Origin of the sequence: Nonomuraea sp. SYSU D8015, from assembly GCF_008065375.1 — a bacterium.
Taxonomy (GTDB): Bacteria; Actinomycetota; Actinomycetes; order Streptosporangiales; family Streptosporangiaceae; genus Nonomuraea.
Genome location: NZ_VJYI01000007.1, coordinates 1 through 24,199, shown reverse-complemented (window position 1 = coordinate 24,199; position 24,199 = coordinate 1). Strand labels below are relative to the sequence as shown.

Annotated in this window: 32 protein-coding genes and 1 pseudogene; 20 read left to right on the top strand and 13 right to left on the bottom strand. The window is 68.8% G+C overall.

The genetic code is table 11. The features are described 5' to 3' along the window. Positions 1-22: 22 nt before the first annotated feature. Entirely contained in the window at positions 23-667 is a 645-nt protein-coding gene (locus ID574_RS28070) for a class I SAM-dependent methyltransferase (protein WP_188191989.1), read from the top strand. Between the two features lie 114 nt (positions 668-781). Here the strand turns inward: ID574_RS28070 and ID574_RS28065 are convergent, their stop codons facing one another. Next, positions 782-1,936 carry a xanthine dehydrogenase family protein molybdopterin-binding subunit gene (locus ID574_RS28065; RefSeq protein WP_188191988.1) on the bottom strand — a complete coding sequence of 385 codons (1,155 nt, stop codon included), beginning with the start codon at positions 1,934-1,936 and terminating at the stop codon, positions 782-784. Between ID574_RS28065 and ID574_RS28060 the strand changes: the two genes are divergently transcribed. Further along, positions 1,914-2,600: a hypothetical protein gene (locus ID574_RS28060; RefSeq protein ID WP_188191987.1), complete on the top strand. Its 687-nt coding sequence runs from the start codon at positions 1,914-1,916 to the stop codon at positions 2,598-2,600. The genes ID574_RS28065 and ID574_RS28060 overlap by 23 nt on opposite strands. 71 nt (positions 2,601-2,671) lie before the next feature. On the opposite strand, the gene ID574_RS28055 is transcribed toward ID574_RS28060, so the two are convergent. The 3 genes from ID574_RS28055 to ID574_RS28050 all read right to left on the bottom strand — a co-directional run bounded on the left by ID574_RS28055 (position 2,672) and on the right by ID574_RS28050 (position 4,285). Continuing rightward, positions 2,672-2,875, bottom strand: a complete 204-nt coding sequence (locus tag ID574_RS28055; RefSeq protein ID WP_188191986.1) for a hypothetical protein — start codon at positions 2,873-2,875, stop codon at positions 2,672-2,674. A gap of 210 nt (positions 2,876-3,085) precedes the next feature. After that, the gene (locus tag ID574_RS61750; protein ID WP_262496052.1) at positions 3,086-3,214 is read right to left on the bottom strand and encodes a hypothetical protein; all 129 of its coding nucleotides are present in this window, start codon (positions 3,212-3,214) and stop codon (positions 3,086-3,088) included. Between the two features lie 273 nt (positions 3,215-3,487). After that, the gene (locus ID574_RS28050) at positions 3,488-4,285 is read right to left on the bottom strand and encodes a maleylpyruvate isomerase N-terminal domain-containing protein (RefSeq protein WP_223167206.1); all 798 of its coding nucleotides are present in this window, start codon (positions 4,283-4,285) and stop codon (positions 3,488-3,490) included. A 246-nt stretch (positions 4,286-4,531) separates the two neighbouring features. Between ID574_RS28050 and ID574_RS28045 the strand changes: the two genes are divergently transcribed. Then, the gene (locus tag ID574_RS28045; RefSeq protein ID WP_188191984.1) at positions 4,532-5,188 is read left to right on the top strand and encodes a winged helix-turn-helix transcriptional regulator; all 657 of its coding nucleotides are present in this window, start codon (positions 4,532-4,534) and stop codon (positions 5,186-5,188) included. Between the two features lie 126 nt (positions 5,189-5,314). On the opposite strand, the gene ID574_RS28040 is transcribed toward ID574_RS28045, so the two are convergent. Then, positions 5,315-6,010, bottom strand: coding sequence for a TetR/AcrR family transcriptional regulator (locus ID574_RS28040; RefSeq protein ID WP_188191983.1), 696 nt, complete (start codon positions 6,008-6,010; stop codon positions 5,315-5,317). Here ID574_RS28040 and ID574_RS28035 point away from each other — a divergent pair. Next, positions 6,009-6,572, top strand: a complete 564-nt coding sequence (locus ID574_RS28035; protein ID WP_188191982.1) for a hypothetical protein — start codon at positions 6,009-6,011, stop codon at positions 6,570-6,572. The two genes, ID574_RS28040 and ID574_RS28035, sit on opposite strands and share 2 nt — an antisense overlap. Then, positions 6,569-6,700, top strand: coding sequence for a hypothetical protein (locus tag ID574_RS61745; protein ID WP_262496051.1), 132 nt, complete (start codon positions 6,569-6,571; stop codon positions 6,698-6,700). Before ID574_RS28035 ends, ID574_RS61745 begins: the two co-directional genes overlap by 4 nt. 82 nt (positions 6,701-6,782) lie before the next feature. Here the strand turns inward: ID574_RS61745 and ID574_RS62280 are convergent, their stop codons facing one another. After that, positions 6,783-8,063, bottom strand: coding sequence for a helix-turn-helix transcriptional regulator (locus ID574_RS62280; RefSeq protein ID WP_270094306.1), 1,281 nt, complete (start codon positions 8,061-8,063; stop codon positions 6,783-6,785). Between the two features lie 143 nt (positions 8,064-8,206). On the opposite strand from ID574_RS62280, the gene ID574_RS28025 reads away from it, so the two are divergent. Both ID574_RS28025 and ID574_RS28020 read left to right on the top strand, forming a co-directional pair. Continuing rightward, a complete protein-coding gene (locus ID574_RS28025; protein WP_188191981.1) occupies positions 8,207-9,139 on the top strand; it encodes an NADP-dependent oxidoreductase in 933 nt (310 codons plus the stop codon). A gap of 17 nt (positions 9,140-9,156) precedes the next feature. Then, positions 9,157-9,621 (top strand): luciferase domain-containing protein, encoded by a 465-nt coding sequence (locus ID574_RS28020; RefSeq protein WP_188191980.1) that lies wholly within the window; start codon positions 9,157-9,159, stop codon positions 9,619-9,621. A 414-nt stretch (positions 9,622-10,035) separates the two neighbouring features. Here the strand turns inward: ID574_RS28020 and ID574_RS28015 are convergent, their stop codons facing one another. Further along, a complete protein-coding gene (locus ID574_RS28015; protein ID WP_223167140.1) occupies positions 10,036-10,416 on the bottom strand; it encodes a TetR/AcrR family transcriptional regulator in 381 nt (126 codons plus the stop codon). Positions 10,417-10,510: 94 nt separating this feature from the next. Here ID574_RS28015 and ID574_RS62905 point away from each other — a divergent pair. From ID574_RS62905 to ID574_RS27985, 6 genes and pseudogenes are all read left to right on the top strand, one after another. Beyond that, a pseudogene (locus tag ID574_RS62905) lies at positions 10,511-11,082 on the top strand (dihydrofolate reductase family protein). 16 nt (positions 11,083-11,098) lie between these two features. Next, positions 11,099-11,257, top strand: a complete 159-nt coding sequence (locus ID574_RS28005) for a hypothetical protein (RefSeq protein WP_188191979.1) — start codon at positions 11,099-11,101, stop codon at positions 11,255-11,257. 166 nt (positions 11,258-11,423) lie between these two features. After that, positions 11,424-11,726, top strand: coding sequence for an SDR family oxidoreductase (locus ID574_RS62900; protein WP_442939332.1), 303 nt, complete (start codon positions 11,424-11,426; stop codon positions 11,724-11,726). Positions 11,727-11,933: 207 nt separating this feature from the next. Continuing rightward, the gene (locus ID574_RS27995; RefSeq protein WP_188191978.1) at positions 11,934-12,539 is read left to right on the top strand and encodes an RNA polymerase sigma factor; all 606 of its coding nucleotides are present in this window, start codon (positions 11,934-11,936) and stop codon (positions 12,537-12,539) included. After that, entirely contained in the window at positions 12,536-13,702 is a 1,167-nt protein-coding gene (locus ID574_RS27990; protein ID WP_188191977.1) for a CU044_5270 family protein, read from the top strand. The genes ID574_RS27995 and ID574_RS27990 overlap by 4 nt, the downstream gene beginning before the upstream one ends. A 280-nt stretch (positions 13,703-13,982) precedes the next feature. Continuing rightward, positions 13,983-14,609, top strand: a complete 627-nt coding sequence (locus tag ID574_RS27985) for a dihydrofolate reductase family protein (protein WP_188191976.1) — start codon at positions 13,983-13,985, stop codon at positions 14,607-14,609. Positions 14,610-14,683: 74 nt separating this feature from the next. On the opposite strand, the gene ID574_RS27980 is transcribed toward ID574_RS27985, so the two are convergent. Further along, positions 14,684-14,977 carry a type II toxin-antitoxin system Phd/YefM family antitoxin gene (locus tag ID574_RS27980; RefSeq protein WP_188191975.1) on the bottom strand — a complete coding sequence of 98 codons (294 nt, stop codon included), beginning with the start codon at positions 14,975-14,977 and terminating at the stop codon, positions 14,684-14,686. 72 nt (positions 14,978-15,049) lie between these two features. Between ID574_RS27980 and ID574_RS27975 the strand changes: the two genes are divergently transcribed. Together ID574_RS27975 and ID574_RS27970 are read left to right on the top strand one after the other, a co-directional pair. Continuing rightward, complete coding sequence (locus ID574_RS27975; protein ID WP_188191974.1) at positions 15,050-16,273, top strand: MFS transporter; 1,224 nt, start codon at positions 15,050-15,052, stop codon at positions 16,271-16,273. A gap of 192 nt (positions 16,274-16,465) precedes the next feature. Continuing rightward, positions 16,466-16,672 carry a hypothetical protein gene (locus ID574_RS27970; protein ID WP_188191973.1) on the top strand — a complete coding sequence of 69 codons (207 nt, stop codon included), beginning with the start codon at positions 16,466-16,468 and terminating at the stop codon, positions 16,670-16,672. A gap of 176 nt (positions 16,673-16,848) precedes the next feature. Here ID574_RS27970 and ID574_RS27965 read toward each other — a convergent pair whose 3' ends face one another. Next, positions 16,849-17,691 (bottom strand): helix-turn-helix transcriptional regulator, encoded by an 843-nt coding sequence (locus tag ID574_RS27965; RefSeq protein WP_188191972.1) that lies wholly within the window; start codon positions 17,689-17,691, stop codon positions 16,849-16,851. Between the two features lie 322 nt (positions 17,692-18,013). Between ID574_RS27965 and ID574_RS27960 the strand changes: the two genes are divergently transcribed. Together ID574_RS27960 and ID574_RS27955 are read left to right on the top strand one after the other, a co-directional pair. Then, the gene (locus tag ID574_RS27960) at positions 18,014-18,382 is read left to right on the top strand and encodes an NADPH-dependent FMN reductase (RefSeq protein ID WP_223167139.1); all 369 of its coding nucleotides are present in this window, start codon (positions 18,014-18,016) and stop codon (positions 18,380-18,382) included. A 209-nt stretch (positions 18,383-18,591) separates the two neighbouring features. Next, positions 18,592-19,224, top strand: a complete 633-nt coding sequence (locus ID574_RS27955; RefSeq protein ID WP_188191971.1) for a DsbA family oxidoreductase — start codon at positions 18,592-18,594, stop codon at positions 19,222-19,224. A 260-nt stretch (positions 19,225-19,484) separates the two neighbouring features. Here ID574_RS27955 and ID574_RS27950 read toward each other — a convergent pair whose 3' ends face one another. Both ID574_RS27950 and ID574_RS27945 read right to left on the bottom strand, forming a co-directional pair. Continuing rightward, positions 19,485-20,054 carry a carbonic anhydrase gene (locus tag ID574_RS27950; protein ID WP_223167138.1) on the bottom strand — a complete coding sequence of 190 codons (570 nt, stop codon included), beginning with the start codon at positions 20,052-20,054 and terminating at the stop codon, positions 19,485-19,487. A gap of 268 nt (positions 20,055-20,322) precedes the next feature. Further along, complete coding sequence (locus tag ID574_RS27945; protein ID WP_188191969.1) at positions 20,323-20,979, bottom strand: MiAMP1 family antimicrobial peptide; 657 nt, start codon at positions 20,977-20,979, stop codon at positions 20,323-20,325. A gap of 282 nt (positions 20,980-21,261) precedes the next feature. Between ID574_RS27945 and ID574_RS27940 the strand changes: the two genes are divergently transcribed. Continuing rightward, positions 21,262-21,642 carry an FAD-dependent monooxygenase gene (locus tag ID574_RS27940; protein WP_442939331.1) on the top strand — a complete coding sequence of 127 codons (381 nt, stop codon included), beginning with the start codon at positions 21,262-21,264 and terminating at the stop codon, positions 21,640-21,642. Between the two features lie 330 nt (positions 21,643-21,972). Here the strand turns inward: ID574_RS27940 and ID574_RS27935 are convergent, their stop codons facing one another. Beyond that, positions 21,973-22,392, bottom strand: coding sequence for an HIT family protein (locus ID574_RS27935; protein ID WP_223167137.1), 420 nt, complete (start codon positions 22,390-22,392; stop codon positions 21,973-21,975). Positions 22,393-22,406: 14 nt separating this feature from the next. Here ID574_RS27935 and ID574_RS27930 point away from each other — a divergent pair, with 14 nt between their 5' ends. Both ID574_RS27930 and ID574_RS60170 read left to right on the top strand, forming a co-directional pair. Next, positions 22,407-22,769 (top strand): hypothetical protein, encoded by a 363-nt coding sequence (locus ID574_RS27930; RefSeq protein ID WP_188192378.1) that lies wholly within the window; start codon positions 22,407-22,409, stop codon positions 22,767-22,769. Between the two features lie 31 nt (positions 22,770-22,800). Then, positions 22,801-23,079: a pyridoxal-phosphate dependent enzyme gene (locus ID574_RS60170; RefSeq protein ID WP_223167136.1), complete on the top strand. Its 279-nt coding sequence runs from the start codon at positions 22,801-22,803 to the stop codon at positions 23,077-23,079. A gap of 145 nt (positions 23,080-23,224) precedes the next feature. Here the strand turns inward: ID574_RS60170 and ID574_RS27920 are convergent, their stop codons facing one another. Beyond that, complete coding sequence (locus ID574_RS27920; protein ID WP_188191967.1) at positions 23,225-23,998, bottom strand: alpha/beta fold hydrolase; 774 nt, start codon at positions 23,996-23,998, stop codon at positions 23,225-23,227. Positions 23,999-24,199: the final 201 nt, after the last annotated feature.

Here is a 24,199-nt window from a genome sequence, read left to right as displayed (position 1 = left end):
TTGAAGCCGTTGACTGGCGATCATGCAGACAGCAGGTACGTCTCTCAAGCAACGCGCGCTCAGAAAATTGGTGCGCCAGGCCCATCACCCCCGGGGCATCGCCGGGTGGGCGATCGGCTGGATGTTCGCTCATCGCCCCTCCAACCGGAAACGCAACATCTGGGCGGTGTCGTTGCTGGACGTGCAGCCCACCGACCGGGTGCTCGAGATCGGCTTCGGTCCCGGCGTCGCCATCGCCGAGCTCGCCCGCCGCGCCACCCGGGGCCACGTCTTCGGCATCGACCACTCGCAGGCCATGGTCCGGCAGGCCGCCCGTCGCAACGCCGCCGCCGTCCGCGTCCACCTCACGCACGCCTCCGTGGAGCAGTTGCCGAGCTTCGGCGATCCGCTCGACGCCATCCTCGCCGTCAACTCCGTGGGGTTCTGGCCCGACCCGGTGGAGCGGCTTCGCGAGCTGCGCCGCCTGCTCCGCCCCGCAGGACGCATCGCGCTCGTCAGCCAGCCCCGCTGCCCCGGTGCCACCCGGGACACCACGACCCGAGCCGCCCAAGAGCTCCAGGACATGCTCACCGAGGCCGGCTTCACCCGTCTCCGGGTCGAGACGCTCGAGCTCGACCCGCCCGTCGCCTGTGTGCTTGCCACCAATCCGACCGGCCTGCCGTCATGACCCCGGCCAGATTCCCCGCCGGCATCCGACTCATCGGGCCCCGCGAACGGCGGCACTCGCGGCCCGCGACTCGCACACCGCGCGACCAGGCTCCCTTCTGAACGTCTTACGACATCACAGAAGCTTGTCCAGGGTGATGGGGAGATCGCGGATGCGCTTGCCGGTCGCGTTGTGAACGGCGTTCGCCACGGCCGCCGCCGCCCCGACGATGCCGAGCTCGCCGATGCCGCGGGCGCCGAGGTCGCTCAGCAGCGTGTCCGGATAATTCAGAAACTCCACATCTATCGGGGGAATGTCGGCGTTGACGGGGACCAGGTAGTCGGCCATCGTGGCGTTGCCGAACCGGCCCGTCTCCGGCTCGATCCGCAGCTCCTCCAGCAGCGCCTGGCCGATCCCCATGACGATGCCGCCGACGATCTGGCTGCGGGCCGTCCTGGCGTTGACGATCGTGCCCGCGTCCACGACGCACAGCCATCGCGTGATACGTGGCTCTCCGGTCCACCGGTTGACCCGCACCTCGCAGAAGTGAGCGCCGAACGACCTGAAGGCGTGATCCCGGCCGGGGTTTCGCGGCGAGGTCGCCATGGCCTCGACGGCCGGCACATCAAGCAAGGTCAGCAGCTCGCCGAAGGGCATCATGCGCCCCGGGCCGCCGACTTCTCCGGCCGAGAACGTGACCTCCTGGCCGTGGAACGGGGACTTCTCGTGCTCGGCCGCCAGCTTGACCATCGCCTCCTTCGCGGCGCCGGCGGCCAGCAGGACGGCGGGCCCATTGGTGGAGGTCGACCCGGAGCCGCCCGCGTTGGCCGCCGGAGGTGTGGCCGAGTCGCCGAGCTCGGGCACCACCCGGCCGACCGGGATGCCGAGGCTGTCGGCGGCGAGGAGCGCGCAGACGGTGGACTGCCCGGTGCCGAGGTCCGCCCCGGTGCCCGACACGACCGCCCGGCCGTCGGCGCACAGCCGTACCCTGATCGACGCCTGGCCTCGCCCGGCGCCGTAGGTCGCGGTCGCCATGCCCAGGCCGACCTGCCAATCGCCATCGGTGACCGCGCCGGGCCGGGAACTGCGCCGCGACCAGCCGAACCGCTCGGCGCCCAGCGTGTAGCACTCCGCCAGATGCTTGCCCGACCAAGGCAGCCCGCCGGCCGGGTGGACCGGCGTGTCGTTCTTCCTGCGCAGGTCGAGCGGGTCCATGCCGAGCTCGGCGGCCAGCTCGTCCATGGCGCTCTCCAACGCGAAGGAGCCGTTGGACTCCCCGGGCGCGCGCATGCACAGCCTGGCCGTCACCATGGGGCCGGGCGGGCGCGCGGTCGCGGTGCGGCTGGGCAGCCTGACCGACGCCATGCACGTGATCTCCTGCTCGGACCCGGCCTGTGAGGAGGTACGGGTGACGCGGCCGGTCGCCCCGATCTGGCGGGACATCCGCGACGCGGAGGCCTCGGGCGACATCAATGAGCGCTTCGACGAGTCCGGGGAGTACGGCGATCAGGTCGGCGTGTCGCTGGCCGTACGGGCGGACGGCCGGCCGCTGATCGCCTACCGCAGCGCCGTCGGCGGCGCGGTACGGCTGCTGGACTGCCGCACTCCGGACTGCGGGGCGGCCGACTCGCTCACGCTCGCCCCCGCCGGAGTCGAGCACGCCGCCCCGGCGCTGGTCCTGGACCGGTCCGGCCGGGCGCTGGTGGCCTACCAGGACCTCGAACGCCGCCGGCTCATGCTCGCCACCTGCACCGGACTCGACTGCACGACCACCGCGGTGCGGAACATGCGCCACGGGCCCGGCCCCAACGTGGCGATGACGCTGGACGTCGGAGGGCGGCCGGTGATCGTGTGGACCGACGTGGGCAGCGATCTCGGCTCGGAAGTGGTCATCACCGTGCCGCTCAACCTGCCGTGGCCCCATCGGTCCCGGCCATCGCGGACCGCGCAGTGACCGCAGCAGGAGCACGGGCTTGAGCTGCCGCGCCAACTCCGCCGCGTCCCGTCCCGCCTTCAGGGCTTGACTCACGAGTATCCTGCCGACGAGGACGACGGCGAGGAGACCTGACGCGCCTCGCCGACGGGCAGGGCGATGACTTCGACGAGGTCGGCGCGGTCCATCCGCCCCCTGCGCCACGCCGTCGACGGCGGCCGCGTAGGCGAGGAAATGCCGGCGCCGATGGGCGACCTGGTGACCTTGTAGAGGGGCGCGGTGCGGAGCACGGTCACCCGGACCGTGATGCCGTCGGGGCCACACAAGTCATCACACGGCAAATCTATACAGAACGGATATTTGGTCGTAACCTAGCAGAGCTCCAGCGGGGAACCTGGAGCGCAAACGTCAACGCCCCGGCCGCCGTCACGGCGGCCGGGGCGATATGTGAAAACACCCGAATCGGGTGCGGGATCAGAGCCCTCCGCAAGGACATGACCTAGCGGTCAGCTGCCCCATCGGCAGTCGACGTCCGTCTGGATCGGCTGCTCGCCCCCACGGTCGAGCAGGTGTTCACCCGCATTGACGAGCGGAACGAGCAGATCGTCGCCGACCGGCCGTGAACCGTCCGGCATTGACGAAGGCTCCGATGCGCCCCGAGTTCGGTGCGACTCCATGAAACCCAGGGCACATCATTCCCACCAAGCCCAGTGAGATGGGACGGGAACGCATCCAGCGGGAACGAGCTTGACTCCACTTGTCGATCTTGGAGCGAGGGTGGGTCGCATGTGGAGAACGGTGCGCCGCCGCGCAGTGGAAGCGGTTGCAGGTCTTCAAGTCCGCTCCCCGCAGGTCGCGGGGGGCGGACGCCCGCCGAACTGGTGCTGGCTGATCGTCCGACGAGCGGGCTAAGGAGGGCTTATCACGGTGAACATGCGGGTGAGCTTCCATGGCCGACGACCCCAAACGGCGAGCTTCCCTCCAAGAAGCGGTTTCCCTATTCCGTGCCGGCCGATGAACACCAGCATGAGGGCCGAAGGGTCGGCGGAGATGTGGGCGTCAACGTCACGTGCGCCCGCCGCGTCGAGCGTCAACGAACCGCCGTCGAAGACAAGCGCCGTGCGTCCACCTCCACGCAGGCGCAGTTCGAAGCGAGCCCGGAAGGAGCCGGCCTTCTCCTGGTTCAAGAAAGCACTGGGCGGCAGAGCCGCGATAAGCGGAAATGCGGCGCCCTCGATCGCGAGCAGAGCGTGGTGACGCTGTATTGGCCACGGGCGCCCAAGGGCTCTGGCGATGTCATGGCCGTGGATCAGGCATTCTTCGAGCAGGTGACAAGCCACCGCCGAAGTCGGCAGACGGGTGCCCTGCAGCCAGTCGACGGTGGCCGCTCGCGAACGCGACGCGACGTCGTCGAACTCGTTTGCAAGCGTGCCGATGCGATCGGCGAGTACGGCTGGGTCCCGTTCGCCGTCCTCGGCCAGCATCTTCGCGTTGACCTCGGCCATTCCCGCTGTCGTGACTATGGCTTGCGGGACCGGTCTTCCGGCGACGGCGTCGGTGTCGAAGCGAAATACATGAGATAGGTGGGCCGCGACATCGCCCACCGTCCAAGTACCGACCGAAGCGGAGCCGGCATCAGGGACGCTCCGCACAAGTGCGACGAGGCTGGGGACAACGTCCCGCAACGCCGCACGAGCGTGGGCCATGGTGTCGGGTGCGCCACTGTGCGTCGTAGCCGGGATCATGTCGGCACCTTCCTGGGCATCAGAATTGGGCCTCGCCTGGGGTATGGGTGTCCGAAGCCGGGATAGTCGGGGGCGACGCAGCGGCTCTCGAACGGGAACAGCTCGTCGTCTATCCACGCAGGCCTTCCCGCGCCGGCCATGGCCGCCCTTCTTTCGATGACTATGCTAGATATAGTCAGGCAAGCTTGAGATTATCAAGTAGGTGGAATGAGTCGAAGCTACGGCCAGTACTGCGGTCTCGCCAGGGCGCTCGATGTCGTGGGCGACCGGTGGAATCTGCTCATTGTCCGCCAACTCCTCATAGCTCCCGCCCGCTACCGCGAGCTGATCGAGGGCCTCCCTGGCGTAGCCACCAACCTGCTCGCCGACCGCCTCCGCGAGCTTGAGACCGCCGGAGTGGTCGAGCGGCGGCTGGCCGAAGAGGGCAACGCCATCGTGTACGCCCTCACCCCGTGGGGCGCCGAGCTCCGGGAGCCGGTCGAGAGCCTCATCCGCTGGTCCACGCCACTAATGGCGCGCGGACCGGGCGGCGACCACTTCTGTGCCGACTGGCTCGTCCTAGCTCTCTCAGCCCTGCTCGCCGGCAAGACGGCCGCACGCCGGTCATCGACGGTGGGGATCGCGGTCGACGACCGCCTGCTCCAGCTGAGGACGACGCGCTCGGGCATGGATGTGAGCCTGCATGATGGTCGCGAGCTCGATGCCGTCGTGCGCGCTGACGCCTCGATCGTTCTCGGGCTGGCAGCGGGTGTGCTCACCCTCGACGACACCCTTGGGCTCGTCGACATCGAAGGCGATGAAGCTGCCGTACGAACCGTCTTCAACCCCCAAGGCCCCCGTCCCGGAGGCTCTGTGCGCCGATGACCGCTCGCCCCATCACGCCCCCTGACCGTGCGAGCGAGTGCTGGCGTGTTGGAGATCCGCTCGATGGCGTTTCGGTGCTGATGACGTTCACGGTCTTCGCCGTGTACGGACTGTTCGCCGCGGCCGTCAGGAACCACGCGCCCCGGACGGCACCCGAGCTCGGGAGTCAGGATCGTCGAGCAGACCGAACACCTCCATGGACACCAGGCCGTGTAGGTGCACGAACAGGTCGAGCCAGATGGCGAGGACCTCGGTCGGCACCCGCTGCTCGTGCCGTTCGGCCCAGGTCTCGAGCTGTTCGGCGGTGCCCGGTGATAGGCGGGCGGCGCGCCGGTGAAGCGTGTCGGGGTCGAGGCGGCCTTCGGCGTGGGCGCGGGCGAGTAGCCCGAGGGCGAACCGGCCGATGCGGGTGCCGGCCCGCACGGTGTGTTCCGGCGGCGCGACGTAGCCGGGGACCGGCGCCCCGTACGCGAGCCCGAACTCGGCCGGGTGTGCCACGGCCCAGTCCCGGTACGCCTGCATGGCCCCGTGGAGCGCCTCTCCCACGTCGTCGTGCGCGCCGCCGGCCTCGACGGAGTCGGCGTGCTGGTCGAACGCGGCGACGATAAGGTCGGTCAGCAGCTCGTCGCGGCTCGGGAAGTACCGGTAGAGGGCGGAGACGGCGATCCCCACGTCGCGGGCGACGGCGCGCAGGGACAGGCCGGCGGCCCCGGACCGGCGCAGTTCCTCGAGGGCGGCGGTGCGGATGGCGGCGAGCAGCTCCTGGCGGCGGCGGGCCCGGAGGCCGGTGGAGGCGGTCGTCTTCTCTGAGAGGTCCTCCATGACGACCACCCTGACCTGGGCGATCTTCAACTTCGTCACCCTCGCGGTGCTGCCGTACTGGTTCTTCCGCTACCGGCTGGGCTACCGCCCAGACAGCATGCTGCTGCGGTTCTACCGGCCGAAAGTGTGGGTGCCGTACTTCATCCTCGTCGGACTCTCGCCGATCTTCTTCGTCGCCACCCCGGAGTACTACACGACGTCCGTCACCGGGCACGCGCTCACCCTCGTGCTGTTCACTCTCGGGTCGTTCCTGCCCATCATGATCACGACTCAGTCGCTGCTGACCCCGCGGCTGTCGGTCCTGGCGCGATCGTGGGTGACCGGATCGGTCCTGTCCGCCCTCGCGTACGGCGCCCTCAACATCACCGAGGCGTTCCTCGCCTGGGGCTCGCTCGCGCAGGTCGCCCTGTCCCTCGCATGGTTCACGCAAGTCGCGTTCTGGGGTCTTGCGAAGGCCGTCACCACGCTGCGGACCGGCAACGCCTGGCTGCACATCGCGACCACCCACACCATCCACCTCGCCGAGGCCCCGGCCGTCGCGACCACCTTCCACCTGCGATGACGGCAACCCTGCTGGCCCACACCGGGCACGTCGCACCCCACGGCGGCACCGAGGGGTTCATCGGGGTCGCGCTGCTGCTCCTGGGCGCCGCGACGGTCCTGTGGTGGACCCGCCGACGAGACAGCTGAAGGAGAGAGCGGGCGCCTCTTGTCGCTTGCGCTGGTTAGGGGCGAGACGCCCTCTCCACCGGCCCGCCGTCGAGACCCGCGGTCAGGCGAGCGTGGCCAGGCCGGAGGAGTGCGCGAGTGCGGCGGCCTCCGTGCGGGTGTCCACGCCGAGCTTGTCCAGAATGTTGGCCACGTGGTACTTCACAGTGTGCTCGCTGATCAGCAGGTCTTCGGCGATCTGCCGGTTGCGCAGACCGCGCGCCACCCGTTCGAGCACTTCGACCTCTCGCGGCTTGAGCGCGGCCAGCGCGGCGTCCGGAGGCTGGGACGCGGGCGGTGCGAGCGGCAGCGCGGCGCTCATCGTGGTGCCCCAGCCGGGCACGGCGTCGAGGGACCATCGGCCCCCCGCGGCGGCCGCCAGCTCGGCCAGACGGCGCATGGGCAGGGCGTCGGCCGCCAGCGTGCCCGGCCCGTCGTCGCGGACGACCAGGTGGAGCTCAGACTCCGCCGGCTCCCAGGCCACGCGGATCCTGGTCAGGCCGTCCTGATCGAGCAGGGTCACGACGGCTCCCCGTACCAGTGCCTGGGCGGTGTTGGCGATGTCCGCGGGGAGGGCGTGGTCACGGTCGCGCGGGCCGGCCAATTCCAGGGACACGTGGCTGTGGCGGATCAGCGGCGCGAGCTTGCCGGCCAACCGGTCGAAGGCCGCTCCAGCCGGCTCCTCGCTCAGCGAGGAATCCAGGTCGGCCGCGGTGCGCAGCTCGATCAGCGCCGCGACCGCCAGGTCGGTGGCGGTGCGCCGGGCGGCGGCGTCGTCGAGCGTACGGCTGCGCAACGTGCCGAGCAGGGATTGGAGCGTGGCGGCGTGGGTGTTGGTGAGCTCGGCGACGGCACGGGCGCGTTCTCCGGCGGCCAGCCGGTTGCCGTGGAGATCGGCGGGCGGAAGGTTCTCCGCCCGGTGCATCAGCTGCAGGGCGACGAGATCCCACAGCCGCTGCACGAGCTCGCGTACTGGGCCTGTGGGCTCGGTTCCGCCGCGGGTCACCACGACGAGCAGGGCGCCGGAGGCCCCGGGCGGGCGGGACGCGACGGCGAGCAGGGGGAGGTCCTGGCCGGCGAGGCGCGCCCGGCCGGACCACGGCTCACCCACGCCGACCGTGCCGCCCACGCGGGCCAGCTCAGTGCTGGTGATCTTCTGGGTGATCGCCGTCTCGCCATGGGTTTTCATGGGATGCCGGGCGCAGTCGCCAGTGAGCATGGCCACCGCCCTGTGCGGCTGGAACTCCGCCAGCGCCTGTGACAGGGGTTCCAGCATGGCGCCGATCGGTGCCTGCATCACGGACGCGGCGGCCGCCAGCACGGTACGCGGGTCGGGCAGCTCCATGAGCCAGATGCTAGGCGATCGCCCTCAGGCGGGGCGCCGGCCGTCCGGGTAGCGAATACCGCCCGAACGGGCGGTGAGCGGTGTGGCGGGCGGCGAGCAGGCTTTCACCCGTCCGGTTTCCGCCACCTCAGGAGTCGCTCATCATGGAAGCCCTTGTCGCTCCCGCCTACGGTCCCGTGGACCAGCTGCGCATCGGCCACGTGTCCGACCGGTCGCCGGGGCCGGGTCAGGTACTGGTACGCGTGCAGGCCGCGGCGCTCAATCCCTTCGATGTCAAGATGGTCACGGGCGAGTTGCGCGAGATGTACCCGGTGACCCATCCGTTCGTGCCGGGCATGGACGCCACCGGCGTGGTGTCCGCGGTGGGGCGGGGCGTGTCGCGGTTCGCCGTCGGTGACGAGGTGATCGCCTACGCCGGCGCCGTCTCGGGGACGATCGCCGAGTACGTGCTGGTCGCCGAGGGCCCTCAGCTCGTCCACCGGCCGCGCGCCCTGCCCCCGGTCCAGGCCGCCGCGCTGCCCACGGTGGCGATGACAGCGCACTGCGTCCTGAAGGCCGCCGCGCTCAAGCCCGGCGACGGCGTGCTGGTCATCGGTGCGACCGGCGGCGTGGGCGCGCTCGTGGTCCAGCAGGCCGCCGAGGCCGGCGTACGCGTCCTGGCCACCGCCGCCCGGGCCGACACTGCCTACATCCGCCGGCTCGGCGCGCACGAGACGATCGATCACACCAGTGGCGACACCATGGCCCAGGCCCGGCGGCTCCACCCCGATGGCCTGAACGTGGTCATCGACCTGATCAACGCCGGTCCGGCGCTCGTCCCCACGGCCGGGATCGTGGCGCCCGGCGGCCGGTTGATCTCCACCCTGTACGGCCCCGCGGAGCTGGACGGGCTCGTACCCGTCTATGTCCGGATGGAGGCGTCGACCGGCGACCTGGCCCGGCAAGTGGAGCGGGTCACGGCGAACCGGATGAGCGTCGAGGTGGCCGCGACCTATCCCTTCGGCCGGTCCCCGCAGGCCATGCAGGACCTGGCCACCGGCAAGCACACCCGGGGCAAGATCGTCATCACTTTTTGAATATCGAGGAGTCCATCATGCTGTCGCTTCCCACCCGCGCCGGTGACCGTCCCCGTACCGGCCCGTCCGTTCCACACGTCCAGCTCAGCCAGAACAGCCCCGATGAGATCCGCGGGCAGCTGACACAGTGGATGAGCACCGAGCTTCCCGCCACCGAGATCAGGGCCAGCGAGATCTCCGAGCCTGGCTCGGTCGCCTTCTTCCTGGGAAACGACGTGACGCCGCCGCAGGGAGCGGTGCTCCTGCCGCCCCGCCTGGTCGCCGAGTTCGCCCACGTCCACATCGACGGCAGCCTGCACCTGGCCCTGTCCCTGGAGGACCAGCGAGAGCTCATCGACAAGGGCTGGGGCGAGCGCCATCCCCTGTATTCGCCCACGATCAACGTGGTGATGCTCTACGGTCCTCGCGACGCACAAGAGCTCGAGGTGGCCAGGAGCGTCGTCACCGCCTCATACCGATACGCCACCGGCAGAGCCCTGTAGCCGTCAGGGCCCCGCAATGAGACCGGCTTCGCCTGAGCCCCTGCATGCGGCTCGGCGAGGCGGCCTTCGCCCGCATCACCGCCGAAGCGAACCCGCCCCACGGCGCCGTGCGCGCCAGGCGGGTTCGCCCCAGCCGATGACCCCACCTCACGGCGAACGGCCCCCACTTAAAGGGGGGCCGTGATCGGTCAATGTGACACTAAATAGGGATTCCGAGTCACTGCGGGATGCGGACAGATACCACGATCGGTATGGAATTCCACCCTGCGGTCAAGGGTCTTGCGGCCCTAAGTGGAGGTACGGCCATCCGCGACCAGTGGTGAACGGGTGCGGCTACGTCCTGTCCCCCGTGTCATCGCGCGAGTGCTTGACGACGGTGTGGCTGCGGAACCTCGATCGCGTGCGTGGTGAAGATCAGGCGTTCAGCGATCTTTGTACGGCGGCGTCCACCAGCTCGTGTATCTCCTGCTCGGTGAAGATGCCGGGCAGCGTCAGCCGCTCCACGATGAGCCAGTTCAGCGCGAGGTAGAGGAGCACCACCGAGGTCGGATCGCCGGGCAGGCCCGACGCGGCGTGGTAGCCGATATTGGCGTCGATGTCCTCGCGGATGCGCTTGGTCAGCACGGCGCGCAGCTCCGGGCGCCGGGTGGACTCCAGCCGAAGCTCCAGAAGGGCCAGGTAGCCGGAGTTGAAGGCGGAGACCCGATCGACCAGCTCGTGCATGAGCTGGGCGTAGCGGGCTTGGTCCTGCACGCCCTCCCGATTGCGGGTGATCGTGGCCTCGTCGGGCAGCAACCGCTCGTAGATGCGCCCGCCGACCTGAGTGAACAGATCGTCGCGGTTGGCAAAGTAGTTCGAGGCCGCAGAGTACTACATCAGGAGTGGTGATTTGAGAAAGCTCGTCTACTATGTCGGCGTCTCCCTCGACGGCTACATCGCAGGCCCCAACGTCGAGTTGGACTTCTACCCCGTGTCGGACCAGATGTCCGCCTGGATCAACGCCCGCTACCCCGAGACGCTCCCCACCCACGTCCGCAAGCTCGTCGGTCTCGACGGCGCGCCCAACAAGGTCTTCGACACGCTGGTGATGGGCCGCGGCACCTACGAGCCGGCCCTGGACGTCCCCACCACCAGCCCCTACTCCACCTGCGCCAGTACGTCGTCTCCAGCACCTTGAAGATCGACGACCCCACGGTACGAGTGGAGACCGGCAACCCCATCGAGCTCGTCCAGCGGCTGAAGGCCGAGGACACCGGCATGGACATCTACCTCTGCGGCGGCGGCAAGCTCGCCGCCTCCCTGCTCCCCGAGATCGACGAGATCATCCTCAAGAGCTACCCCGTGGTGGCGGGCACGGGCATCCCCATGTTCTCCGGACAGTTCCGCCTCACCCTGTTCACCCCCACCCGGCGCGAGTCCTTCGACAACGGCGCCCAGGTCAGCTGGCTCACCAGGGCCTAGAACCGCAGGAGGAACCATGCATGTCAAACTTCCCGCCTCGATCACTCAGGCCAAGGCCGGTCACCAGGCTCAGTCGCCGGACCGGCACGAGCGCCCGTCGCGCGATGTCAAGCCCACGGTCCGGACCAACCTCTCCCGCCGCCCGACCGCTGCCCCCCGCCGCAGCGGTTACTGAATCTTTGCCGGTACGGCCGGCTGCGTTGAGTGATCTCCATCGTGCGGTTGTTCTCGTGGTGGAGCAGGCCGCACATCGAGCGGCGTTGGGCGGCCCCGGCCTCCTTGACGCATTTGCGGGGCCGAGGCCCAGGCCAGCGCCCGAGCGGCCACCGGACAGGATCAGGTTGCCGAACTCCCCGCTGTGGGAGCACGACCTCGACGGCGGACTGCGCATGCTCGGGCTCGCCGTCGAGACTCACGTCATCACCAGCCACTACGCCCTCCCGCTGCTGATCAAGCGGCCGGGCGGGCTGGTGGTGGAGATGACCGACGGCACCAAGGAGTACAACGACCAGAACTACCGCGTCTCCTTGCTGTACGACCACGCCAAGAACGGCAATTCGACGCCAACATCGCCGAGGTCGCCCGCCAGAGCGCGGACACCCGTGGCCGCTCGACTCCGGCCGGAGCCCGGATGGAGGCCATGAGCGAATTCTTTGGGCAGGTGGGGCGCGCTGCGGAAGTCCTCACGCCAATCGCGATCATGATCTCAGCGTGCCGTCACGGCCCGCCCCCCTCCCCATGCATCCGCCACGGCATCTCGAAATTCAGGGGAAGGCGACGGCGGCCTTCGGACAACAACGAGGTGACCGCTGTACCGCCGACGATGAGGTTTGTGTATGAAGGAGCCACGCATGGAAGCTCCCCCGAGCGTCGTACCGCCGTGGCAGGACGACGCCACGGTGATCAAGCGGTCCTGGGACGAGCCCGAGTGTTTCGGCGCGGTCTTCGACTCCCACTACACGGAGATCCACCGGTACGCGTCCCGGCGACTCGGCCCGCACGCGGCTGACGACGTCTGCGCCGAGACGTTCGCCCTCGCCTTCCGTCAGCGTCGCCGCTACGACCTGAGCCGCAGCAGCGCACGACCGTGGCTCTACGGCATCGCGACCAACGTCATCAGTCGCCACCGGCGCGACGAGGTACGCCTCTTACGCGCCGTGGACCGGCTGCGCCCGGTAACGGAGTCCGCCGGCGGTCATGAGGACGAGGTGACCGCGAAAGTGAGTGCTGAAGGCGTCAAAGGAACGCTGGCCAGGGCCGTTGCCGCTCTGCCCGTCGATCAGCGTGACGTGTTGTTGCTGGTTGTGCTGTCGGGGCTGAGCTACGAGGAGGTGGCGCAGGCTCTCGACGTGCCCTTCGGCACGGTGTCCTCGCGGCTGAACCGGGCTCGCAAGAGGCTACGCAAGGCGCTGGGTGGGACGAACCCCCTGCTGGACGAGGAAGAGATGCATCGATGAACGACCTGGATCTCGTACGCGGACTGTACGACGAGGACCCGCCCCCGCCCGACAACAAGGCCATGGCTCAAGCCCGGGCACGGATGCTGAGCCAGGCCGACACCGTACGCTCCCGCCCTCGCCGAGCTTGGCGCCTGCCGCTCGGCCTGGTGGCCGCCGCGATGGTCACGTCCGTGGTCGCGGGCATGACGCTCATGGCCAACGACCCCGGAGACTCGAGAAGGCCCGGTGAAACCAAAGGGGGCGTGGATCCCAGCACTCAAACCCTTTCGCCGCGCGGCATGATGCTGGCCGCCGCCTCCCAGGCCGAACGGCAGCCGCAGGGTCGCTATTGGTTCACGCACCAGCGGACCGGCCTGCCGCTGCTCGCACTCGGTCAGACGGGCGGGTACGTCGTGGAGGAGCGCAGCGAGGCCTTCGAGTGGACGGGACGCACCCGCGGCGACGGCCAGGCGTTCTACGGCCGCGACTTCGCCGGCAGGCCGCAGACCGACGCCGACGTCAAAGCCTGGCGGGACGCGGGCTCGCCACGAACCTGGCAGGTGCGCTCGTCCGGAGTGACCCGGACGATTAGCACCGAGTCGGGCACCTGGCGGGCAGACCAGAACAAGCACGCAGGCGGCGCCTTCAACATTCCAGGCGTCGGCTCGTTCACTTACGCGGAGCTCCAGGACCTCCCCACCGAACCCGAGGAACTGCGCAAACTGCTGTGCGAGGGCAGGGTAAGGCACACGCCGGAAGTGGCCGAACAACTGGGCCGCGGCGGCATCGCCGGGGCGCGCAAGCGCTGCGATGGCGCATTCGGCGTACTCAACAAGGTCTTCTTCACCCTCGGCAACACTCCCGTCCCTCCCAAAGTGCGGGCCGGTCTCATGCGCCTGCTCACCGACTACCCCGGCGTGCGCCGACTCGGCACCGTTACCGACCCGCTCGGCCGCACCGGGGTCGCCCTCGCGACCTCGTACGAGAGTCGCGACGGCCGGGGGACGATCCAACGGGACCTGCTGTTCGACCAGCGGACCGGCAAGGTTCTGGGCAGCAGGGACATCCTCCAGAAACCCGGTCCTGACAGCCAGGCTTGGCAAGTCCCCGGCAGGATCCTCGGCTACTGGCTGATCCTGGACTCGGGCTGGACCGACGCCAACCCCCACCTGCCCGACTAGATGATTGATCCTGAACCGCGCTGGCTTTGACGAAGACCTAGGTGTGCCCCGGAGTTCAGCCGGGACCATCGGTGAATGGCAGGTAGATGCCCGCCTCCTGCCCTGTCGCCCTGGACTTTCCACCGGGAAGAATGCGAGTCGGTTCGACGCCGGGAGGCGCCGGGGAGGCCGGGAGCAGCGCGCTGTCATCTCGCGGAGCGGGCGCGATGACCGATGAGTTCGGTGCGGCGGTCTGGTCTTACCGAATGACGGCCGAACTGACGAGAAGGAAACCACGATCATGAAGCTGACGACCATCACGATGGTCACCGTCGACGGCGTGATGCAAGGACTCGGCGCGCCGGACGAGGACCGCCGCGGCGGATTCGAGCGCGGCGGATGGGTCACGCCGCTGTGGGACAACGAGGCCGGGACCTTCCTGAACCAGGTCTACCAGCGCGCCGACGCGTTCCTGTTCGGCCGGCGGACCTATGAGATCTTCGCCGGCTCCTGGGGAGTAATGCCAGATCCGGGCAGCAACCCCATCGCGGCGGCGTTGAACACGCGACCCAAGTACGTCGCATCGACCACGCTCACAGACCCGCGGTGGACGGACACGACCGTCCTCTCCGGTGACCTCGCAACCGCCGTCGGCGACCTGAAAGCCAAGCCGGGAGGCGAGCTGCAGGTGCACGGCAGCGGCGCCCTGATCCGCTGGCTGCTCGACAACCAGCTGGTCGACGAGATCACCCTGCTCGTCTGCCCCGTGATCCTCGGCCAGGGCACGCGGCTGTTCCCCGACGCCGGCCCTGACGCAGCGCTCGACCTGGTGGAATCGCGGTCCACCTCGAAGGGGGTAACGATCCAGGTCTACCGGCCCACCGGCCGCCCGCAGTACGAAACGGCCACCCCCGACGCGAACACGTGACAGAGGTGCCGCAGTCAGTGAGAGTCGGTCACGGGTGGGTGCGGGCCGCAGCGTACACCTGCGGCGCGGGGGATTCAGCAGGAGGCGTCGCCCGGCGGAGGGTCCTGTGCCGCGATGTCCAAGCGGCGTGGCGGCGCAGCAGCCGGTGGCCCGGCACGGTCGAACGACGACCGCCCCAGGGTGATGATCTGCTCAGCGCCGCTGCCGTCCATCGCCTGGAGCCTTTCCAGATCGGCGATCGACACCAAGGCGACCACCGGCTTGCCATGGCGGCTGAGCACGATCCGCTCGCCACCGTAGGCCACCCGCCCCATCAACTCGGCCAGCTGAGCGCGCGCCTCGGTGAAGGGCACTGCCTCGGCATCCATGTCTGCACAGTACTGCAGTTCCGTACAACCTCGAAGTTGTACATTTTTTTAAAACTGTACATAATCGCGATCATGAGTGAGCCACTGCGCCGCAACCGCGACTTCGTCCTGCTCTGGAGCGCCACCTTGGCCTCGACGCTGGGCTCCCAGGTCGCCTCCGTCGCCTACCCCCTGCTGACGCTGGAACTGACCGGAGCAGCCGCCTACGCCGGACTGATCGCCTCGACCGCGACAGCCGCCGGCATCGCGCTGCGCCTACCCGCGGGCGCCCTGGTCGACCGGTGGGATCGGCGGCGCACGATGCTCACCTGCACTCTCATGCGAGCCGCTCTTGTCGCCGCCACCGTCACCGGTTCGCTGCTCGGGCTGCTCGACTGGCGGATGCTGCTGGCTGCGGCCGTGATCAGCAGCGCCTGCGAGGTGTTCTTCCACCCGACGGAGACGGCGATGCTACGGCGCGTGGTTCCTTCCGAACACCTGCCTCAGGCCCTCGCGCACAACGAGGCCCGCCAGTACGGAGCCTCGATCGCCGGTCCACCACTGGGCGGCCTGCTGTTCAACCTGGGCAGAACGGTCCCTCTCGCCGGAGAGCTCCTGGCCTACCTGCTCTCCTTCGCCGCGGTCCTCGCCATCAAAGACCCGACGCCCGCAGTCCCGGCCGCGGAACCGTCACGCACGCTCCTGCGCGACATCGCCGAGGGCCTGCGCTGGACCTGGCGGCAGCGGTTCCTGCGCATCCTGCTGGCGACGGCAGCAGGCTTCAGCCTGGTGTTCTCCGCGCTGACCCTCACCGCGATCGTCGCCGCCCGGCAGAGCGGCGCCACACCGGCCGATGTCGGCCTGATGATGGCGATCTCCGGCGCCGGAGGACTGCTGGGCGCACTGGCCGCCCCCCGGCTGCAGCGACGCAAACCGGCGACGGTCGTCCTGGCGATGTTCTGGGCCGCCGCCGCGGCCATCCCCGCGATGGCCGTCCATCCCACCGCGTGGGCCATCGGGCCGCTACTGGCCACGGCGTTCTTCCTGGCCCCGGCGGCCAATGCGATCCTGTACACGTACCAGATGACCATCACGCCCGAACACTTGCAGGGCCGCGTGATCAGCAGCCTCGCCCTCATCGGCAGCGCGGTGACCCCGATCGGGCCGCTGGCCTCGGGACTGATCCTGGACCGCTGGGGTGTGACGGCCGCCCTGTTGTCGATCGCGTCCGTCATGGCGATCGTGGCTCTGGGCGCCACGTTGAGCCGCACCATCCGGCATCTGCCCCCGCTGGCCGAGGCCGTGGCCGCGCGTTGAGCGACGCCCTACGCACCATCTGGATCATGGGGCGGTCCTCGATGAGGAGGCGACTTCGACAGCAGTTCCCTTCTTCTCACCGACAGGAAGACCTGAACAGCTCCACCCGAGATCGTCCAGACCAAGGTATAGGGACACGTGGCTCACGATCCCAAAGGATGTTCAGGTCGCGGACTGGCGGATAGCTGCCGGATGCCCTCGATGATCCTGCGTTGCTCAGTCCGCGCGATCGTCCTCGACCCGGACGACCGCATCCTGTCGTGCGATTTCGACCCGCCCCATGTGTGGACCACCAGGTTGTCGCCCCCGGGCACGTTCTCACCGCGCGACCTCGCGACACCACTGACAGCACTGAACGCCGACGGGGCTCCGGCCAGACCGGTGCAGCTCGGTCTGTAGGCCGACGTCCAGCTGCTCGGCAGTGCACCCTACTGATCCGTTCGACGGCTATCACTCGGCGCGCCGGAGCACCTGCCGCGTCATCGACCGGATCAACGAGACCAGGCGCGTCGTAGAGATCCACTCGGTCAGTCACCGCCGCAACGCCTCACGTGCTCGGCGTGCGCGCCGGCCTCCTAGGAGGCGGCGGGGTGATGGTCGGTGAGGCGGTCGAGGGCGGCGGCGGTGGCCTCGTCGGAGGCGAGGTAGACGACCAGCCGCTGCTCATCGGGGTCGGGCAGCTCCAGGCTCTCGTACGCCAGCCGCAGCTCCCCCACCTCCGGGTGCGCCCACCGCTCGACGCCGGTGCGCGCGGGCAGTGCGGCGGAGCCCTCGAACCGATCACGGAAGCGGGCGTCGGCAATGATCGTCAGCTCCTCGGCGAGCAGCGACGCGTGCGGGTCGCCGAGCGCGGCCGCGGCCCGCAACGCGGCGGCCCGCTCGCCGGCGACCGCGTCCCAGTCCGGGTGGGCATCGTGCGCCCGGGGGTCGGTGAACACGTACCGGACCAGGTTCGGCGGCTCGGCCTCCAGCAGCCCGACCGGGCCGGCGAGCCACCCGAACCCGGCCGTCCACGCGAGCAGGTCGCCGGGCCGGTTGGCGACCAGCGCCGGCGCGGGCTCGAGCCGGTCCAGCAGCGCCTGCACGGTCGGGCGCACCGTCCGGGCCCGCATCGTGGCGACCCCGTCGCACGCGCCGCCGCCGGTGGCCTTCGCCAGCCGGTGCAGGTGGATCCGCTCGTCACGGGACAGACCCAACGTCTCCGCGAGCGCGGCCAGCACCTGGACGGACGGGCTGCGGTCGCGCCCCTGCTCCAGCCGGGTGAGGTAATCCACGCTGACGCCGGCGAGCGTGGCCAGCTCGGCCCGGCGCAGCCCGGGTGTGCGACGCCGCTTCCCGTCGTTCGGGAGCCCGACCGCGGCCGGCGGGACCGCCTCCCGGTGCGCACGGAGAAACGCGCCCAGCTCTGTCGTCCCCATCAACCGCGATTGTACTCAGCGAGCCTGGCCCTGCCAGGGCTAGGAAAACCGCAGCCTGGCCGGCCACGCCCAGCGCCGGGACGCTGGCAGGCATGAGCACCTCCACCGACGGTGAAAGCGCATTCCTGAACCGGAGCCGCTGCGCGGGCTGCTCGGGCGTCCGGCCGCGGCCGGCCCGGACGACGCGCCGCACGTCACCCCGTTGGGGTCCTTCACGACCCCGATCACGAGGCGCTCCTGATCGGCGGCCACGCCGGCACCAACCTGACGGCGAGCAACAAGTTCATACCCCCGGCCGAGACAGAACCTAAGGAGGAGGCTCATGATCCAGATCGCGATCATTCTGGGCAGCACCCGCCCGGGGCGCCGCGTAGAGGACGTGGCCCGGTGGGTCGCCGAGGCCGCCGGCCGGCACCCCGCGGTCAAGGCCGGGGAGACCGGCCTCGAACTCGTCGACATAGCCGACTACGAGCGGCCGTTGCTGGATGAGCCCGCGCCCGCGGTCATCGGTGCCTACCAGAAGGCACACACCAAGCGGTGGGCGGCCACGACCGACAGGTTCGACGGGTTCGTGTTCGTCACCCCCGAGTACAACGGCGCCATCCCCGCCGCGCTGAAAAACGCCATCGACTACCTGTACGCGGAATGGAACGACAAGGCGCCCCCGGCGAACGCCAAGAAACCGCCCTGATCACCATGCTGGACGAAGTCCTCGCATGGTCCCATGCCCTGCGAGTGCTGCGGGCCCCCACCGCGAGCGTCGATCCCCGGCCCGGGCCGACCTGATCCACACGCTCTACTCCGCCGACACCTCAAGTGGACACCTTCCACACCGAGGCCATGGCCACATCACCCGCATCCCCGACGCACCAGCTGCCTCCACACGAGAAAGGACCCAGGATGAAGGTAGAGGTATACGCCGATATCGCGTGCCCATGGTGCCGCCTCGGCACGCACCAGTTCCACCGCGCGGTGGCCGCGGCCGGTGCGGAACCGGACGTCGAACTCGTCCACCGTCCCTACCAGCTCCTTCCCGACGCGCCCGAGGAGCCCCGGCCGCTGATGGACACGGTGGTCGAGATGTTCGGTCCGGAACAAGCGGAGGCGATGCTCGCGGAGATGACACGGCTTGGCGCCAAGGAAGGGATCGAGTACCGATTCGAGCGTGCCATCGCAGTCAACACCTTCATCGCCCACCGGCTTCTGTGGCTCGCCCTGCACGAACACGGTGCCGAGGTGCAGGCCGCACTGGCGACCGCCCTCTTCGACGCGTACTTCCGCGACGGCGTGAACGTCGCCGACCACACCCGACTCACCGAGCTGGCCGAGCGGGCCGGCCTTGATAGCGGCCGGGTGCGGGACTTTCTCGCCTCCGAGGAGGGGGACGCCGAGGTACGTGAGCAAGTTGCCGCAGCGCGGCGTGAGGGCGTCACCACCGTGCCGAGATTCGTCTTCGAGAACGGCGAGCTGATCGTCGGCGTGACCAGCACCGAGGCGCTCCGCGACGCGCTCCGGAAGGCCGGCGGCCGGTGACGCGCCCCGTCCGCGACGAGGAACGACTCCACCGGCAGCCCTGTCCCCGAGCCGGCGCGGCCCCGAATTACCGCGGGTCAGAGCCGCAAGGAAAGCGTGCCATGCGCGCCCTGCAGTGTGCTGGCTCAGGACATAGGAAACCCATGTCGCAAGACAAGAGGAAACTCCAGCAGGGCGTGTGCCGTCCGCGACCGGAGGCGTCCTCGCCTATGAGACCCGTCCGGTCTGGTCCGGTCGGACTCCCGAGAGCGGAGAACCGTTCAGACAGGCGCGCCGTTCAGGATCTCGACCTCGCCTGTATCCAGGGAGTAATACGCGCCGACCACGGCCAGAACTCCCTTGCTCACCAACGGCGCCAGGTCTCGATTGCCACGCAGGGCGCGCGCGGTCAGCTTCACCTGGGCCTTGGCCATCGTCTCGGCGGGGTCGGCGCGGTTCTCCCGTACGGCCTGCTCATATGCCGGACGCAGAGCCTCCGTGATCGCCTGGAGATTGCCCGGCAGCGGCTCCCCTTCCCGCAGGGATTTGTACGCGGCCGAGACCGCGCCGCACCGCTGGTGACCAAGAACGACGATCAACGGGGTCCCGCTCGTCATCGGTCCGTACTCGACGGAGCCGGTGATCACTGGCCCCAGAGCCGCCCCGCCGCTACGCATGACGAACAGATCACCCAGGCCGGTGTCGAAGACAAGCTCGGGTGGCACGCGGGAATCGATGCATGACAGCACCGCTCCGTAGGGCTCCTGGCTGGTGGCGAGCAGCTGTCGCCGCGTGGGATCGCGATCCGGATGCCGGAGCGCGTTGGTCACCCAGCGTTCGTTGCCCTCCATCAGTCGTTCGTAAGCAGACTTCGGTGTACGTGGAGACGGCTCCGCCTCGCGCGTCTCGTTGTTCAGCGCCTCGCCCGACGAGCAGCCGACCAAGCAGGCCGCTGTCAGGGACGCCGTTCCTGTGAGCAGCGTTCGCCGCCCCGGACCATCAGCTCGAATGCTCATGACCTGCCGTCTCAAAGGTCGCGCTGACGGCGCGTGAGCCGCCAATGGACTGGAAGAGCAACGCCGCCACCCACAGGCCATCAGATCTGTGGGTGGGCGAGGTTCAGCACACGATGAAGATGCTCTTCCAGCCCACCGGCGTCCGCTGCTCGGCGTTCCTGTTGGAGGCCAGCGTGAAGTGAGCCACGCCCTCGGCGTTGGGCTGGTTGTACATGCGCCCGCTCTGACCGTCGCCGTACCACTTGTAGGAGCCGTTGAAGGGGATGTTGGACACGCCGCACCGGTCGATGACGACGCTTCTGCCGGTGAAACCGGGGCCTTCGTAGGCGACGTACTGCGAGGCGTAGGCGGCGCCTGCGGTGCCGACGACGATGGCGGCGGTGAACGCGGAGGTGAGGATGAACTTCTTCACGATGATCCTTCCAAGGCCCCACTCGATGGATACGCAAGGTGATAGTAACGCTACAGCATGTAATCGTCCAAGCAGCTTCCGCGCCATAGGCCGTAGCTGGGTAGCCAGGGTGTCCGATTGATCACGTTGCGGGCAGTTCCCGGTGGGGACGACGCTTACGATGGGGGCGACGACCGTCATCCCGGCCGCCTGCAACACCCGCAGCACCGTCGATTCCGAGGCGTAGAACGCCTCCAGCCGCGAGCCGCGGTGGGCGTGCTTGCGCTGGGAACGGTCGATCTCCAGCCACTCCTCGCGATCTTGACGATCGCCTCGCGCTCCCACGGCGCGGGCCTGCCAGCGCAGCACGGCACCTGCGCTCGGTGCTGACCGAGTATGCCGACCACTACAACGGGCATCGGCCGCACCAGTCCCGCTCTCAGCGACCACCCGATCATGATGATCGGAAAGGGTTGGACGGGATGATGCTCGGGCTTGTAGCTTGCAGTTGACCGTGACACTGCCCGAGGAGGTGAGACCCATGAACGCTGTATCGATGTGGGTGCTCCCCCTTCCCGTCGCGGTCGGGCGATTGACGTAGGTGTCGCCGGGAGCGCCTCGCCAACAAGGCACTCCCGAAAGACAACACCTATGCACTCTCAGCAGGTCACCGCCGAGCCGCCGTCGAACGACAGGGTCGAGCGTGACTCCGCGGTGGGCGACGTTCCCGGAGTTCTCTGGTCGCCGGCCTCCAGCGCCGATCACGCGCCCCTCATGTTCGACGTGATCATTGCCGGGTGCGGGCCGACCGGTGCGATGCTGGCCGCCGAACTGCGGCTGCACGATGTGCGGGTACTCGTTCTGGAGAAGGAAACGGAGCCCAAGTCGTTCGTCCGCATAGTCGGTCTGCATATCCGCAGTCTCGAGCTGATGGCGATGCGCGGACTGCTGGATCGCATTCTCCAGCATGGAAGACATCGTCCGGCCGGCGGTTTCTTCGCCGCCATCCCCAAACCCGCGCCCGCCAACTGATTTCGCCTGAGAAGTGATCATCCCACATATACGTGGCGATATGGCGAGCAGATCTGCGGCGCTGTCGGCCAGGAGCTGGGAGTGGTCGGCGTTCTCGTCGGACCTCCACCGCCCGCTGGCATGGCGGAAAATGGCCATGCCGGCGTCGGTAGCCGTCGTGCTCGCCGGGTCTCGATCAGAGCCCCGGCGAGTCTGATGTTCGTGTCGGCCTGACGCGGTGAAGGTCTGTGTGGCGGGGTGTCTGGTGTGAGGTGTCTGGTTCGGCAAGCGAGCACGGCCGACAACCTATGCGCCCATTACCAAGCGGAACGGCACAGGGGATGACCGTTTTCAGGACGCCGCGGCGCTCCTGATGTGATCGGCCAGTGGCGACAGCGACCACAGCGGCAGTTCCCGATGCGTCCATGCTTGCCTGAGATCCTCGGGGGTGTAGCGGGGCAACAGGTGAAGGTGGAAGTGGAACACGGTCTGCCAGGCCGTGGGGCCGGTGGCGTGCCAGATGTTCATCCCGCCCGGTTCCAGCGCGCGCCGCAACAGGGCGGCGGTGTGCACCGCGGCCCGCATCAGCAGGCTCGCACGGTCCGGGCCGATGTCGGTCAGGTCGCGACAGTGCTCTCGGGGCACGACCAGGGTGTGACCGCGAGTCGCCTGCGCGATATCGAGGAAGGCGACCACGTGCTCGTCGGAGTAGACGATCTCCGCGGGGATCTCTCCAGCAACGATGCCGCAGAATGTACAGGTTTCGGTCATGGAGGACATCCTTCTTGATGGAGGCGCTGTCCGAGCTCAACCTCACACCTTCCGACGGCACGCTCACCGGGACGCTACGGCTTGCGACGCCGGGGGCTGACCGGCTGCCGGCCGAACACGCCACCAGGCCGCTGACCCTGACACCCGTTCGAGACGAGCTCTACGTCAGCCGTTTCCCCGGCGAACAGCGACTCACCCCCGCGGTGTTCTTCTCCATCGACGAGCAGGACTACCCGCACATCGGCGGACGTGCTTTCCTCCGCACCAGTCAGGCGCTCGCATGGCCCCCTTGCCTACGTGCGGCGACGTGCCGGCGGCCGCCGCACGGATCCAGTCGCACGCACATCGCACGCCGGTACTGCGTTCGCGCGCCCTGAGCGAGGATCTCGGCGTAGACGTGGTGTTCAAATGCGAAAACAACTTGCGCGGCGCCCTCAACGCGCTATCCCTGCTCCCCCCGATCAGCGGCGCCGGGGAGTCGTCACGTACTCCTCCGGCAACCACGCGCAGGCAGTCGCTCTGGCCGCCCAGATTTTGAACATTCCAGCCACAAGCGCCATGCCGCACGATGCGCCGGCAACGAAGCTGACAGCCACCCGGAGCCGTGGGGCACACATCGTCCTCTACGACCGCTACGCCGAAGACCGAGAGACGTATGCCGGACCTTGGCCGACGGCCAGGGTCTGACGCTCATTCCCCCGTACGACCTTGATCCTTGGACAAGACTTACTTCCACCAGGGGCTTCACGCCGTTCCACGACAGGATCCGTAGATCGCCCCGATCAGGGACCTGTCTCGTTCGAGCCGCCACAGCCACTCGCGCACGACGGCTTCAGCGGCGGACGATGATTTCCATGAGCCGTTCCGGCGCACGCAGCGGCAGATAGTGATCAGCCGCAGCCACGATCTCCAGGTGCGCACCGGGAATGCCCTCGGCGAGTCGGCGAGCGATCACGCCGATCTCCGGGTGATCGTGATCGCCGACGACGACGGTAGTGGGCACCGTGACCCGATCAAGCAGCTCAACGGCGCCTACCTCCGAGAAGCGGACGTGGCCCTTCTCGGCGGCCGCCCGCACCTTGGCGTTCTCGGTGACCATGCCCGCGATTGCCGCGTATCCCGGCGCCCGGTCACCCAGCGAGGCCCATACTTCGAGCTCCATCTCGGCCAGGCGGTCGGCGTCGTTCCCGCGGTCCGCCGCCGTGTAGGCGTCCATCTCGGGAGACTGCGGCCAGTCGTGGCCACTGGCCGACGCCGCGACGAGGATCAGAGATCGCACCCGTTCCGGATGCTCCAAGGTGAAATCGAGCGCGACCTCGCCGCCCATGCTCAGCCCAACCAGTGCAGCGCGCTCGATGCCAAAGTGGTCGAGGACCGCGAGCAGGTCGTCCTCGTAGCGGAACGGCGCGGTCGGCAGCGTCGAGCGGCCCAGGCCTCGCGCGTCGTACCGGATCGCGGTGCGGTGGAGCGCGAGTTCGGGGAAGACGCCGTCCCACAGGCGGCTGTCATGCACGGAGCCGTGAAGCAGGACCACGGGTGCTTCGTTGCCGGCCTTCTCCGCCCACAGGCGACCGTCACCGGAGACGGGGATGTACTCGATCGTCATGGGACCGATTCGATCACACGCGTCCTGCTCCACCTCGAACGGCCGTCCTCTACCAGCCCGTCACACAACGTGATGGTTGCGTCCACGGGAGTGGTGTACGAGTTTGACCTGGTCACAGGCGTGGCGTCGTGAAATGGAGACGGCCATCGCGTGATCCTTTCGAGTAGCAAGATCAAGATTCGAAGGGAACCAGGCGATGGC